13 protein-coding genes and 1 riboswitch are annotated in these 14,158 nt (G+C 44.2%); of the genes, 6 read left to right on the top strand and 7 right to left on the bottom strand.

What is annotated here, in order from left to right:
- The first annotated feature begins 2 nt into the window (after positions 1 to 2).
- The 4 genes from ACLJJ6_RS01450 (at position 3) to ACLJJ6_RS01435 (ending at position 3,536) form a co-directional block, all read left to right on the top strand.
- On the top strand, positions 3 to 332 hold the full coding sequence (locus tag ACLJJ6_RS01450; protein WP_412989694.1) for a DsrE family protein: 330 nt from the start codon (positions 3 to 5) through the stop codon (positions 330 to 332).
- A 260-nt stretch (positions 333 to 592) separates the two neighbouring features.
- Positions 593 to 2,011 (top strand): MFS transporter, encoded by a 1,419-nt coding sequence (locus ACLJJ6_RS01445; protein WP_412989693.1) that lies wholly within the window; start codon positions 593 to 595, stop codon positions 2,009 to 2,011.
- Between the two features lie 103 nt (positions 2,012 to 2,114).
- Positions 2,115 to 2,804, top strand: a complete 690-nt coding sequence (locus ACLJJ6_RS01440; RefSeq protein WP_412989692.1) for an MFS transporter — start codon at positions 2,115 to 2,117, stop codon at positions 2,802 to 2,804.
- Positions 2,805 to 2,834: 30 nt separating this feature from the next.
- Positions 2,835 to 3,536, top strand: a complete 702-nt coding sequence (locus tag ACLJJ6_RS01435) for an MFS transporter (protein WP_412989691.1) — start codon at positions 2,835 to 2,837, stop codon at positions 3,534 to 3,536.
- 425 nt (positions 3,537 to 3,961) lie between these two features.
- Here the strand turns inward: ACLJJ6_RS01435 and ACLJJ6_RS01430 are convergent, their stop codons facing one another.
- From ACLJJ6_RS01430 to lysA, 7 genes are all read right to left on the bottom strand, one after another.
- A complete protein-coding gene (locus tag ACLJJ6_RS01430) occupies positions 3,962 to 5,017 on the bottom strand; it encodes an aspartate-semialdehyde dehydrogenase (RefSeq protein ID WP_412989690.1) in 1,056 nt (351 codons plus the stop codon).
- A 17-nt stretch (positions 5,018 to 5,034) separates the two neighbouring features.
- The gene (locus ACLJJ6_RS01425) at positions 5,035 to 6,228 is read right to left on the bottom strand and encodes an aminotransferase class I/II-fold pyridoxal phosphate-dependent enzyme (protein ID WP_412989689.1); all 1,194 of its coding nucleotides are present in this window, start codon (positions 6,226 to 6,228) and stop codon (positions 5,035 to 5,037) included.
- Between the two features lie 18 nt (positions 6,229 to 6,246).
- Complete coding sequence (gene dapB, locus ACLJJ6_RS01420) at positions 6,247 to 7,023, bottom strand: 4-hydroxy-tetrahydrodipicolinate reductase (RefSeq protein ID WP_412989688.1); 777 nt, start codon at positions 7,021 to 7,023, stop codon at positions 6,247 to 6,249.
- Entirely contained in the window at positions 7,016 to 7,948 is a 933-nt protein-coding gene (gene dapA / locus ACLJJ6_RS01415) for a 4-hydroxy-tetrahydrodipicolinate synthase (RefSeq protein WP_412990407.1), read from the bottom strand. Before dapA ends, dapB begins: the two co-directional genes overlap by 8 nt.
- A 10-nt stretch (positions 7,949 to 7,958) precedes the next feature.
- Entirely contained in the window at positions 7,959 to 9,128 is a 1,170-nt protein-coding gene (locus ACLJJ6_RS01410; protein WP_412989687.1) for an N-acetyldiaminopimelate deacetylase, read from the bottom strand.
- Positions 9,129 to 9,132: 4 nt separating this feature from the next.
- Entirely contained in the window at positions 9,133 to 9,843 is a 711-nt protein-coding gene (gene dapD, locus ACLJJ6_RS01405; protein ID WP_412989686.1) for a 2,3,4,5-tetrahydropyridine-2,6-dicarboxylate N-acetyltransferase, read from the bottom strand.
- A gap of 109 nt (positions 9,844 to 9,952) precedes the next feature.
- Positions 9,953 to 11,257: a diaminopimelate decarboxylase gene (lysA, locus tag ACLJJ6_RS01400; protein ID WP_412989685.1), complete on the bottom strand. Its 1,305-nt coding sequence runs from the start codon at positions 11,255 to 11,257 to the stop codon at positions 9,953 to 9,955.
- Positions 11,258 to 11,359: 102 nt separating this feature from the next.
- Positions 11,360 to 11,543, bottom strand: a riboswitch (Lysine riboswitch).
- 202 nt (positions 11,544 to 11,745) lie between these two features.
- On the opposite strand from lysA, the gene ACLJJ6_RS01395 reads away from it, so the two are divergent.
- On the top strand, positions 11,746 to 13,134 hold the full coding sequence (locus ACLJJ6_RS01395; protein WP_412989684.1) for an aspartate kinase: 1,389 nt from the start codon (positions 11,746 to 11,748) through the stop codon (positions 13,132 to 13,134).
- Entirely contained in the window at positions 13,124 to 14,125 is a 1,002-nt protein-coding gene (dapF, locus tag ACLJJ6_RS01390; protein WP_412989683.1) for a diaminopimelate epimerase, read from the top strand. The genes ACLJJ6_RS01395 and dapF overlap by 11 nt, the downstream gene beginning before the upstream one ends.
- The last annotated feature ends 33 nt before the right edge of the window (positions 14,126 to 14,158 follow it).

Genomic DNA, 14,158 nt, shown 5'->3' with positions numbered 1-14,158 from the left:
TTATGAAAATTGTCTTTCACATTGACGAATTGGCAAAGTGGCAATCTGCCTTGGCAAATATCAAAAACGCCTTAACCTACGCGCAGACGACTTCAACTGATTTAAAAATGGCTGTGGTTGTAAATGGGCCTGCTATTACTGGATATACTGACTCAGAGATTCGATCGTTTATTGAAACGCACGCGAGCGTGGCTTTTCATGCTTGCCAGAATGCTATGCAGGGTCATCAAATCAAAGCGACTCAGTTGCCGAGTGGTGTGACGGTGATGCCGGCGGGAATTATTGATCTTGCGCAGTTACAGGATCAGGGATTTCGTTATGTGAAGCCATAAAGTGGGCAGTGGGCTAATCAATACGTTAAGAAAAGGCCCCAGAAGCGTGATGGAAGCGGGATCGCAATCCCGCAGGAATCGTGCTTCTGGGGCCTTTTCTGTATTGATTAGCCGTCCTCAAACTTACCGGAAAAAGGAAAAAAGCGAGCAACATTACCCGAAGGCGCTTCTTGTAAGCTTGCATGAAATGAAACTTTCCCTTTTCATTTTGAGATCGTGGTATGATAGATATCATGATCTCAAATGAAAGGCGAATTTTTATGGAAGAGAATCGATTTACACAAGATGCACACGTTTCAAAAAAAATAATTTTAGCCATTGTGGGTACCGGCATGATGTCGTTTTGCGGCGTACTCCTAGAAACTTCGATGAACGTTACTTTTCCGACACTTATGCGCCAATTCGGCGTTTCAGTCTCTAACGTTCAATGGATTACGTCAGGGTACCTCCTCATTGCGGCACTGGTTATGGCTTTAGCCTCCTATATTCATAAGCGTTTTTACTTGAAAACAATTTATACTGTTTCGGTAATTCTTTTCATTTTGGGTCTCTTATTATGTGTTTTTGCAAATAGTTTCCCGACTTTATTAGCTGGACGCTTAATTGGTGGTGTGGCAACAGGGTTAACGACCCCGCTAATGTTTAGCATCATTAATCACGACATTCCCATCCAAAAATTAGGGCAATACACCGCAATTGGAGCAATTATTATTTCCATGGCCCCTACTATTGGACCGACATACGGCGGACTTGTCTCCTATTACTTTGGCTGGCGGCTAATTTTCTGGATTGTCCTACCAATTGCCGTAATTGCAGCCATAATTGGCATATTAAATATCAAACAAAATCGTGCTACTCAACACCCCAAGCTTGATCTTTTGGGTTTTGCTTGGATTGCTGCCATGTTTATTTTAATTGCTTTAGCTTTCAACGAAGCTTCTACACATGGCTGGAATAGCACTGGTTTTTGGCTGATGTTAGTTACCGGTTTATTGGCGGGGGGCTTATACACCTGGCATGCCCTGCACGTGCAATTTCCACTAATTAATATTAAAATATTTACGTATCGTCCGTTTGTTTTTAGTTTTATTGCGTACGCTCTCTGTCAGTTAGTAAACTTAGGTATGAGTTTCTTATTGCCAAACTTCGGACAGTTGGTCATTGGTGCAAATTCACTTTTAGCCGGCTTTCTACTTCTGCCTGGAAGCATTTTACGAATTTTCATCATGCCATGGGGTGGTAATTTATTAGATCGCAAGGGACCATCATTACCAATCTTATCGGGAATTACGGCTATCCTGATTTCGGGAGTTCTGTTTTTAAGTTTCCTATCTAGTTTGACAATTCCGCTAATGACCTTCTTCTACGTTTTCTTTAGTGTTGGTTTCTCACTGACGTACAGTAATACCCTGGCCAACGGCATGAAACAGCTGCCTTTGCGTCTCAAAGATGACGGTAATGCAGCGTTTAACGCTATCCAGCAATATTCTGGCTCAATTGGAACCTCGCTAATGGCAACATTGATCGCCATCAGCCAAATGCATCCTGACGGCTTGTCTACCAAGGCCGCTATTGCCCGAGGGAGTTCCCATGATTTTGTTTTGCTCATAATCATGTCCGTTGCCATGTTACTTGTGCAAGCATGGAATTTTCACATTCAAAAACAAACTACAAATTAATATATTTTCTAAAAGGCTGTCGAAAAGCATATTTCCGCAGCCTTTTTGCGTCTATTAAGACTTAATTCATCACGACTTTAATCTAAAAAGAGGAGCTAGCTTTATGCCATCAGATACAAAACAATTAAATACACCTATTTCTACGCCAACAATTCTAGCCATTTGGGGAACCGGCATCCTGTCTTTTTGTGGAATTTTACTTGAAACCGCAATGAATGTGACTTTTCCCACCCTAATGCGCGTTTTTGGTGTTTCCATTTCAGCTGTTCAGTGGATTACTTCTGGCTACCTCCTGATTGCCTCGTTAGTCATGCTCCTGGCCTCTTATTTACATAAACGCTTTAAACTAAAACGGATTTTTCTTTGGGCTGTCATTCTGTTCTTTATTGGCCTTTTCTTGTGCTTGGTCGCGCCGAATTTTACCGTTTTACTCCTTGGAAGATTAATCGGCGGTGTGGCTACCGGAATGACAACCCCGCTGCTTTTTGGAATAATCAACTATGACATTCCCGTGAAAAAATTGGGACGGTACATGGCAATGGGGGCCATCATCGTTTCTATGGCTTCCATTGGTCCCACATATGGCGGCCTTGTTTTGTATCACTTTGGTTGGCGGGCAATTTTTTGGTTTGTCTTACCAGTTGCCCTCTTTGCCGCAATTTTAGGACTTCTTAACATTAAGCAAACACGGTCGTTGCAAAAACCACATTTAGATTGGCTCGGCTTTGTGTGGCTAAGTGCTGTTTTTATCTTTATTTCACTCGCCTTTAACGAAGCAGCTGTGTCTGGTTAGCAAAGTTTTTCGTTCATCGGATTTTTAGGATTGGGACTCTTAGCTGGCGGAATTTATGGCTATCATGCTAAGCGGCTACCAACACCACTTATTGACATCCATATCTTTAAATATCCACGCTTTACCCGTAGCTTTGTTGCCTATGCTCTCTGTCAACTTATCAACATTGGGATGAGTTTTCTACTCCCCAATTTTGGACAACTGGTTATTGGCGCTAATGCGTTGTTAGCAGGCCTTCTTTTACTTCCTGGAACGTTGTTGCGCTTGGTTTTGATGCCTTTTGGTGGCATTATTTTAGACAAAAAAGGAGCCGCATGGCCAATTCTTACTGGCATTAGTGCTATGATTTTAGCCCTTCTTTTATTCTTTGGCTTTCAATCATCCCTGACAATTCCGTTAATGACGCTTTTTTACGCTATTTTTAGTGGTGGCTTTTCACTCACCTTTAGTAATTTACTGACGGATGGCATGAAACAGCTGCCAGGACAATTAAAAGCTGATGGCAACGGCGCATTCAATGCTATTCAGCAATATGCCGGATCAATTGGCGCCTCTTTAATGGCTGCGTTTATCTCGATCAGTCAATTACATGCTCACGGCCTATCTGCTACACAAACTACCGCGCGGGGGAGCAGCCATGATTTTATTTTGTTAATTTTACTAGGAATCTTCATGTTAGGACTTCAATTATTCAATTTAAAACGAACAAAAAGCCATAAACAAACCGAATAAAACTTAAAAATTAAATCATTTTGTAGACTTGTTATTTTCACTCTTTTAATAATTACGCAAAAAAACGCTATTTCTGCTTTAAATTGGCTTTTCCAATTCAAGGTTCGAAACAACGTCTTTTTCTAGGACGGCTAATCATTGCAGAAAAGGCCCCAGAAGCATGGTTCCTACGGGATTGCGATCTCGCCTCCGTCGCCTTTTCCTTTTTTTCTCCGCTGAGTCTGAGGACGGCTAATCATTGCAGAAAAGGCCCCAGAAGCATGGTTCCTGCGGGATTGCGATCCCGCCTCCATCGCCTTTTCCTTTTTTTCTCCGCTGAGTTTGAGGACGGCTAATCATTGCAGAAAAGGCCCCAGAAGCATGGTTCCTGCGGGATTGCGATCCCGCCTCCACCACGCTTCTGGGGCCTTTTCTTAACGCAATGATTAGCCCACTAGATCTTTTTCCACCAATCTTTCCGCTATCTGTACCGTATTCCAGGCCGCACCCTTCAACAAGTTATCCGAGACCACCCACATATGGTAGTTTCCCGGATTCTCTTCATCCGCGCGCACCCTGCCCACAAACGTTTCACGCTTTCCTTCCGCATTAATCGGCTGTGGATACAACTGCTGGTCCGGATCATCCTGCAACACCACTCCCGGTGCCTTTGCCAACAACTGCTGAATCTTTTCTCTGGATGCCTTCTTCTCATCAGCTACTTCAAAATAAACGGTCTCGCCATGCCCAATTCCAACCGGCACCCGGACACACGTTGCCGTCACCTTAATCTCCTTGGCATTCATATCATCCAACATAATTTTCTTCGTCTCATGAATCATTTTCCACTCTTCATGGGTATAACCGCCATCCTCAAAAACATCAATTTGTGGCAACAAGTTAAAGGCCAACGGATAATGTTTTACACCGCCCTTAACCGGATAAATCGTACTTTCCATTTTTTCGCCATTCAAATGTTGCTGAGCCTGCGCATTCATCTCATTCCACGCCTGTTGGCCAGCACCTGAAGCCGCCTGATAAGTCGACACAATCACCTGTTTTAACCCAAATGCTTTTCGAATCGGTTCCAAGGCAACCACCATCTGAATGGTCGAACAATTTGGATTCGCAATAATGCCATGATGTCGTGCAAGTGCTTTTTCATTCACCTCAGGCACCACCAGTGGGACTTCCGGATCCATTCGAAATGCGCTCGTATTATCTACACAAACCGCACCACGTTTGACAGCTTCAGGCAATAATCGTTTAGAAACCGCGCCACCAGCGGATGCCAAAACCAGATCTACCCCTTCAAAAGAATCAGGCGTGGCTTCTTCGACCGTCACCGTCTGGTCTTTAAACATCAATTTCTTGCCAGCTGAACGTTTGGAAGCTAAAAACTTAACTGCCTTTACTGGAATTGTGGACTGTTCTAACTGTTGAATCAGACGCGTCCCGACTGCACCTGTTGCACCTAAAATTGCTACAGTATATTCTCTCATTATTTTGCCCTCTTAATTTAAACTACCGGAATTTCGGCATTTGCAAAAGCCGTTAAATTTGCCATTGCTGCGTGCAAATCTGCAACGCTGGCCGCATAGGAAATACGGATATACCCTTCGCCGCCAGGACCAAAGGCACTTCCTGGAATAACGCCAACCTTACCACGAACTGCTAAATCGGTGGCGAAGTCAACTGAATTTTGAGTGTAACGCTCCGGAATTTTAGCAAAAATGTAAAATGCGCCTTTAGGTGGGACCGTTTCAAATCCTAATTTGTCAAGGTTCTCAATAACAAAGTCGCGGCTCTTTTTGTATTGCACACACATTTTTTTAGGATCATCCATCCCATTGGCAAGCGCTTCGGTAGCTGCGGCTTGTGCAGGGTTTGACGGTGACGTAACCAAAAAGGCGTGCATTTTCGCTGCGTTTTTCACAAAATCAGCTGGTGCCGCAATATAGCCGACTCGATAGCCTGTCATCGCGTGTGATTTAGACAACCCATTAATTAAAATAGTTTGTTCAGGTATCATTGACGCGATTGAGTAATGGGTCACCCCATATGTAAGTTCACTGTAAATTTCATCAGCAATGACAAACAAAGGATGGTTTTTAACCACTTCAGCTAAGCTTTGCAGCTCTTCTTTAGAATATTCCACACCAGTAGGATTATTAGGATATGTTAAAATCAAAGCTTTCACTGCTGGGCCTTCTTGGGCAAGCGTTTGTTGCAAGCGCTCGGCTGTCAAAATAAAATTATCGCTTGAGGTGTCCACTTCAATCGGGATCCCCCCGGCAACTGTTACCAATGGGACATACAAGGCAAAGGCCGGTGTCGGAATAATGACCTTATCACCGGGATTTAACATTGCTGTCAAACTGGCAGCTAGGGCTTCGGTTGCCCCGATTGTTGCCACAATTTCAGTCTCAGGATCATAATCAAGATTATGCCGTTTTTTCAAGAAACCGCTAATTGCCTGGCGTAACGCTGGCGTTCCCTTTTGTGCCGAGTAGTGAGAATCATTGTTTTGGATACTCCTGATACCAGCTTCTTTGACGTGTTCGGGGGTGTTAAATCCCGGTTCGCCTAAAGTCAATTTGATCAATCCAGGAATTCCCGTAATTTTTTGGTCAAAAGCCCGAATCCCTGAAGGCCCGATTGAATCTAATTTTTGATTTACTTGTCCTTGTAACGCTGCACTTAACTTTGGCATCCTACCACTCCTTATTCCTTATGACAAAACGTTTTCTAAACCAACAGTCAATTCTTTTAAAGTTCCAACCTTGCGTACGGCAATTGCTACACCAGTCATGAAGGAATCCCGATTAAAGGAATCCTGACGAATAGTCAAAGCTTCACCTTCACCACCAAACAAGACTTGTTCATGCGCCACATACCCCGGTAGCCGAACCGAATGAATATGAACACCGTTATAATCGGCACCGCGTGCGCCCTTAAGTGTTTCCTTAACTTCCGGTTCCGCCTGTGTTTGTCGAACCTCGCTAAGCTGTTTGGCCGTACTAATCGCCGTTCCTGAAGGGGCATCTAATTTGTCCTCGTGATGCATTTCGATAACTTCGACATCAGGAAAATATTTAGCTGCCTCTTTAGCAAATTTCATAAGTAAAACGGCTGACATCCCAAAATTGGGAACAATTAATCCGGCCGTATTTTCTGCTTGGGCCGTTTCTTTTAAGTCATTTAAGTGCTGATCACTCAATCCGCTCGTGCCCACAACAGGTTTAATGTGATGTTGAAGCGCAAATTTGGTATTTTCAAAAACTCCGCTAGGTGTACTGAAATCAATCCAGACATCAGCAACTGGTGGTGTCGTCTTTAAGGTATTAAAAACCTGTACCTCTGAAGCTAAACCGTACGTTTGCGGCTTTAAATCCGTGACTTCTGGACTGTATACCCCAACCAACTTAAAATCAGCGGTTTTTTGCACAAGGTTGACTGTTTTTTGACCCATTGAACCGCGAAAACCGGCCACAATTACTTTAATCATCGGCAACTCCTAACTGGGCTAATTCTGACTTAGCCTCTAAAGCTTCTTCATCCAAATCTAATGCCTGCGCAAGTGTCCGTCGTTCTATCGCGTTCAAGGGTAAAATCGGTAAACGGCACCCGCCAACTTGATAGCCCTGGGCATTTAAAACTGCCTTGACTGGCGAAGGCGAAGGATACAAGAACAGCGCCTGCATCTTAGGCGTTAGTTTTCGTTGCAAACGTGCAGCTAACTGAACGTCGCCTTCGTAAAAAGCGTCTAACATTTGCCGCATATCCTTACCATAAACATGTGCAGCAACGGATACCACGCCGTTGGCTCCAATCGCAATTGCAGGTAAGGTCTGCGCATCTTCTCCGGTGTACACCATAAAATCATCAGGCGTATGTTCCACCAAGTACTCCAAATCTTCCAAGGTCGTGCACTGCTTAACAGCCTGAATCTGCGGATGTTTAGCGAGTTGCACAACCGTCTCGTTAGCCATCGTGACCCCGGTACGTCCGGGAATATTATAAATTGCCACTGGAATCGGGGATTGATCTGCTACGGTGGTAAAATGGGCGATCATACCACGTTGATTTGGCTTATTGTAATAAGGGACGACGACCAATGCCATATCGATTCCTGAAATTTGGCCAACTTCCTGCGTAAACGCAGCGGTTTGCTGGGTATTATTGCTGCCAGTTCCCGCAATGACGGGGACCCGCCCTGCCACAATTTTGGCAAAGCGCGTATATAATTCAATTTTTTCATCATGTGTCAAATTGGGCGTTTCACCGGTTGTACCGCCAATAATGAAGCCATGACTGCCGGTAGCCAATAAGTGATTCGTTAATTTTTCTAATGCCTGAAAATCAATTTTATTGTCTTCATCAAACGGCGTCACAATTGCCGTTAAAATATCTGCATTTTTAAACATTTCCATTACTCCCATCTTAGGCTTTCTCGCTCATCCGGTGTGTGATAAACCCGGTGATGGCCTTGATACCGATTTGTATAGCTTGCGGGTTGGGCGTTAAGGTTGCGGAATGAAGTTGCGAATCATCTGCGACCCCCAGCCAAAACATCGTTCCCGGAAATTTGGCCAGTAAATAACCAAAATCTTCGCCAGTCATCGCCGGGGCGGTTTCCACAAACTGCACATCAGTTGCTGTTTTCATATAGGTGATAAAGTTATGCGTTAATTGGGGATTGTTTTCCACCGGCCAGTAACCACCCTGATTTAATTGGACGGTCACTTTAGCTTGATAGCTTTGTCCGATCCCGGCCGCTACCTCTTTAATTCTTTGATCTATGTGTTCGATCATTTTTTGTGTCAAGCCGCGAATGGTCCCTTCTAGATGGGCACGCCCGGCAATGACATTGCGAATAGTTCCTGCCTCGAACTTCCCAAAAGTGATCACTCCGCCTTCAATGGGGTCCACACTTCGGGAAACAATTGTTTGCACCTGATTGATAAACTGACTCGCAGCGACCACCATATCATTGGCATCCTGTGGAAACGCGGCATGACCGCCCTTACCATAAAAGTCCACATCAACCTCAGTGGTTCCCGCAAACAAAGTCCCCATTCGACAGCCAATTGCACCAACCGGTAAATCAGGATTATCGTGCAACCCGTAAAATTCATCAGGACACCATTTTCCTTTAAAAATTCCTCGTTCAAATGCCGTTTTGCCACCATTTAGACTTTCTTCGGCCGGTTGAAAGAAAAAGAGGAGATTATCTTGCGGTTGGTGAGCCGCAAAGTGTGCCAAAAGGCCCAGTGCCACGCTCATGTGAATATCATGACCACAAGCATGCATCACATTTGGATGTTGCGAGGCAAACGGCAATCCCGTTTTTTCTGCAACAGGGAGACCGTCAATATCCGTTCGGTAACCAATCGTGCGCTTAGGGGCTTTACCATGGATCAGAACCAAAATAGCGGTTGGCAGGACTTCTGGTGTCCAGATTTCTAAATAAGTCTGATCGAAGTGGTGAATGATTTCCAATAAATAGGCGTGCGTTTCTTTTTCCTGCATTGCTAGTTCTGGAATTTGATGCAGGTGTTGATAAATCTGAAGTAACTGAGCTTCACTTAGGTCAATCTGATGGGTTTCCATAACTTCACAGCTTTCTCAAAGTATCCTCTAATTCTGTCTTCGATCGGGTCTGATCATCAATGTCTTTCATTTTTCTGGCTGGGACACCGGCCACCATTGTGTTAGGTGCCACGTCATGTGTTACAACTGCTCCGGCCGCCACAACGGCACCTTTGCCCACGTGGACACCTTCTAAAACGACGGCGTTTGCGCCAATCATCACATCGTCATCAATGCGAACTGGTTGTGCCGAAGCAGGCTCAACGACACCAGCCAACACAGTACCGGCACCAATATGCGCATGTTTCCCCACAATAGCGCGGCCACCCATCACCACGCCCATATCAATCATGGTGTCTTCACCAATTTCAGCACCAATATTAATCAGCGCGCCCATCATGATGACGGCATTATCGCCAATGGACACTTGGTCACGAATGATAGCGCCCGGCTCAATTCTGGCATTAATATTTTTCGTATCAAGAAGCGGAACCGCGGAATTACGTCCATCATTTTCAACTTCATAGTCTTCAATTACCGCTTGATTAGCAGAAAGGAATGGTTGCACATCCGCCCAGTCACCAAAGACAGTGCCTGTTTTGGTTTCCACAAAAGCACGAATCGTATCTGGAATTCGTAGTTGGGATAAGTCTCCTTTTAAATAGACTTTGACCGGCGTTTTCTTTTTCGCGTTGCTGATAAAATCAATAATTTCACGTGCATCTAATTTTGCCATGATTTGAACCTTCCTTAACTTAATTTAGGATCTATTTTCTAGAATATCTGACGATGATTATCTGAACTTTAAAATAAAGTAACTTTCTATATTATATGGCATCTAGACGTCAAACAAAACTGCGATCTAAATGGACCAAATCTTCATAACTTTCGCGTTGCACCACTAACTTGGCGTTCCCCTGTTCGACAAACACCACAGCTGGCCGCGGATTGCGGTTATAATTGGAAGCCATCGCATACCCATAAGCCCCAGTGGCTTTCATTGCCAGAATGTCACCCGGCTGGGATTGTGGCAGAGCCTGTTTTTGAATCAAAATATCGCCGGACTCACAGTACTTACCGGCAATTCGAACCGTCTCTTGCGGCTGTTCTGTCGCCTTATTGGCTAAAATAGCTTCATACTCTGCTTGATAAAGGGCGGGGCGAATGTTATCCCCCATGCCACCATCAACCGTCACATACGGCCGCAAACCCGGCACATCTTTACGTGACCCGATGGTGTATAAATTATAACCAGCAGGGCCGACAATTGAGCGCCCGGGTTCGATCCAAATCGCCGGCATTTTTAATTGGTGCTCAGCGGTCCGAGTCTGAACAGCTTTAACGATCGCATCCACAAAAGCTTCCGGGGCAATCGGATCATCAGCTTCGGTATACTTGATTCCAAAGCCACCACCTACGTTCAAAACTTCGGGTTCATAATGAAATTTTTGCTGCCAATCTGCTGCCAAATCAACCAGTTTCTCGGCTGCCAAGACGAAGCCTTCAACTTCAAAAATTTGTGAGCCGATGTGGGCATGAATCCCCTGCATGTGCATCCGCGGATTTTGGAGAACCATTTGCAGAGCTTGTTCTGCTTGCCCGGAACGAATATCAAACCCAAACTTACTGTCTTCTTGACCAGTTTGATCATACTCATGCGTATGTGCAGAGACGCCAGGCGTTAAGCGTAACAAAACGTTGATTGTTTCATCTTGTGCTTCTAACACTTGATTTAGCAGCGCGATTTCATGGAAATTATCCACCACAATGACCCCAATGTGATGAGACACAGCCATTTCAAGTTCTGCCAATGATTTATTATTGCCGTGAAAGCTAACCTTCTCTAAGGGAAATCCAGCTTTAATTGCGGTGTATAATTCGCCACCAGAAACGACATCAATGTGCGCACCTTCTTGGTTCACCAACTGAAACATCGCAATTGTTGCAAAGGCTTTGCTGGCATAACTAACCGCGTATTTAACGTGATTGGCTTCAAATACTTTCTTAAAGCGCCGGATTTGCTGCCGAATTGCCGTCACATCATACACAACCAAAGGTGTCTGGTACTTTTTAACAAGTGCCACCGTATCAGCACCATCGATCACTAAATGTCCCTGCTCGTTTACTTGTTGTTCCCCTTGCTCACTCATGTCTAATCCCACCGTAAAAATTATTTAGTCTAACAAAAAAAGATCTTTTTGTTTTGCGCAAACAAAAAGATCCCAGAACAAATCCATCCCTATTCCGTATCATTTGTCGATAGCGCCCCGCAGCCGACATATTTTGCTGCGACAGTCCGTAGTCTCTTAAACTGCGTCCCAGCTTACCAGAACCCTATCTTTGCTCTGGCGCTTCGGCAACCGCCCCTTTTCCTAGCTTCTTCGTTGATAAAAACTCACCTAGGTACTCTTGTTGGTTGCGACCTCTTGAATTATTAAAAAGTTTATAATACTTCTCTAAGTTAGTCAACCCTTGTCCACAGAAAAAAGTTTTTCTAAATGTTATTACTACTAGTTGCCATCCGCGAATGTGGTGTCTTAACGTAATTAATGGTTGCTATTCACAAATAAAATGCTAAAATTCACAATAACTAATTAAACTTTAATAATGCTATTGGAAGCGAGAAAGGATCGTCAAAATGAAGGTTGTAAAATTTGGGGGAAGTTCTTTGGCAGATGGTGCCCATTTTCAAAAAGTTATTTCGATTATCAATTCTGATCCTGCCCGTCAGGTAGTCGTTGTTTCGGCACCCGGAAAACGGTTTGCTAAAGACATTAAAGTTACCGATCTCTTGATTGCTTATGGTGAAGCAGTGCTTGCTCATCAAGATCCCGAAGCTATCATTCAAAAAATCAGTGACCGTTATCAAACAATTGGCGATTTTTTCGATTTACCACCTAGACCAATTGAAAAAATCATTCACAAATTGCGCTCCTTACCCGCGGAATATTATCCCAGCAACGCTTACTTAATGGCGGCCTTTAAAGCCCATGGCGAACGCTTAAATGCCATGTTACTAACCAGCATTTTGAATCATCTAGGCATTGAAGCGCGCTTCGTCGATCCCTTTGAAGCCGGTATTATTGTCAGTGATAATCCGAATGACGCGACCGTTTTGCCAGAAACATATGATAACTTAGCTCATCTGGTTTATGGTTCAGAAAAACTCATTTTCCCTGGATTCTTTGGGTTTACGCCAAATGGACAAATTGCCACTTTTTCTCGTGGTGGTTCGGATATTACCGGTGCCATAGTAGCACGCGGCTTGCAAGCTGAATTATACGAAAACTTTACCGATGTGGACGCTATTTATGCAGCTGATCCACGGATTGTTGCCCATCCACAAGCCATTAAAAAAATGACGTATCGCGAAATGCGTGAACTGTCTTACGCAGGTTTCTCTGTTTTTCACGACGAAGCCATTATTCCTGCTATTAAGGGAAAAATTCCCATTAACGTTAAAAATACCAATCATCCGGATTTACCGGGCACGTTAATTGTCCCCGAAGACGGTTTTGAACCTCAACGTACCATCACCGGCGTCGCTAGTTCGGAGCGTTTTGCTGCCCTGTATCTGCACCGCTATTTGCTTAACAAAGAAGTTGGCTTTACCTTAAAGCTACTCCAAATTTTATACAAATATGACGTTTCCTATGAACATATGCCTTCTGGAATTGATGATCTGACCATTATCTTTGACAAAAATCAGCTTGACGACGAAACTATTCATGAGATGTGCCGTGACATTCGCAATACCCTTCATCCTGATCAATTAGATTGGATTGACGACTATGCTATTATCATGGTGGTTGGTGAAGGCATGCGTTCCAAAGTCGGCACCATTGAAAATATTATTTGCCCCTTGGCTGTGAACGGCATTGGGGTCCACATGATTAATCAGGGTGCCTCGCGAATTTCGATTATGCTCGGTACGAAACGCGCAGATGCCAAAAAAGCAGTTAAACAAATTTATCAACATTTTTTTAACGTTGCCACCTCAGAAAGGACGATTACTTATGCAGATTGATAAGGTTCACGGATCGGAAAATCACTTTTTCCTTCTTGATCAGACCAAACTTCAACAAAAATTAACGGACCAAGAATTAATTCAATTCACAACAAAGATCACTAACCCTGCTACCGGCTTGCTTGATGGTGCTGATGGCGTACTAGTTGTCGATGAAGCTACCCATGACGGGGCACTTGCCCAAATGCGGGTGATTAACGCCGATGGCAGTGAGGCTTCAATGTGTGGAAATGGCTTACGAACAGTGGGACGTTATTTAGCCGAGAAGTTCCAACTAGACCAATTCAAAGTTCAAACTTTAAATTCTGACTTACACGTCCAAAAAGCTGCTGATTTTGCTGCCCAAGTTCCCGCTTTCAGTGTTGAAATTTCGCCCGTTTCTTTTGAAGCAGCCAAACTGCCGTTTCATAATGCTAAGCACGAACCTTTAATAAATCAGCCCTGGACCGCGCTTTTGCCTGAGTTGAAGTTTACAGCAGTCGCGGTTCCTAATCCGCACTTAATCAGCTTTGTTTCGGCTGCAGAGTTGGCTTCTGCAGATCTCGGTACGCTGGGAAAACGGCTTAATGAACCCAATCCCTATTTTCCTGATGGTGTAAACGTCAGCTTTGCTCAAATCCTGGGTCAAAATAAATTATTTGTCCGTACTTTCGAACGCGGTGTGGGCTTCACAAATGCCTGCGGAACGGGAATGTCGGCGACTAGTCTGGCTTTTGCTTTAACCCATCCAGATCAAGGACAATTTGATCAAGAAATTACCGTCTATAATCCAGGTGGCTTAGTCAAGACCAACGTGCATAAAGTGGACAGCACCTACACGATTGCTTTGACTGGCAATGCCACCGTCACGCATCATCTTGAAATCTCTGAGGCCGATTTGCATGCAGCCGAGTTAGCCCATGTTAAAATTCAAACCACTCCAGAGGAAAACAGTTACAGTAAATTTGTGGCTCAGCTTCCCAAAATCAACACGATTGCGGCTAAAGCATAATTCCAACGTTTCCGTACTGCAGGGATAATCTGG

Source organism: Pediococcus siamensis (assembly GCF_047220215.1).
In the GTDB taxonomy this organism is placed as follows: domain Bacteria; phylum Bacillota; class Bacilli; order Lactobacillales; family Lactobacillaceae; genus Pediococcus; species Pediococcus siamensis.
This window is presented reverse-complemented; position numbering and strand designations above follow the sequence as displayed.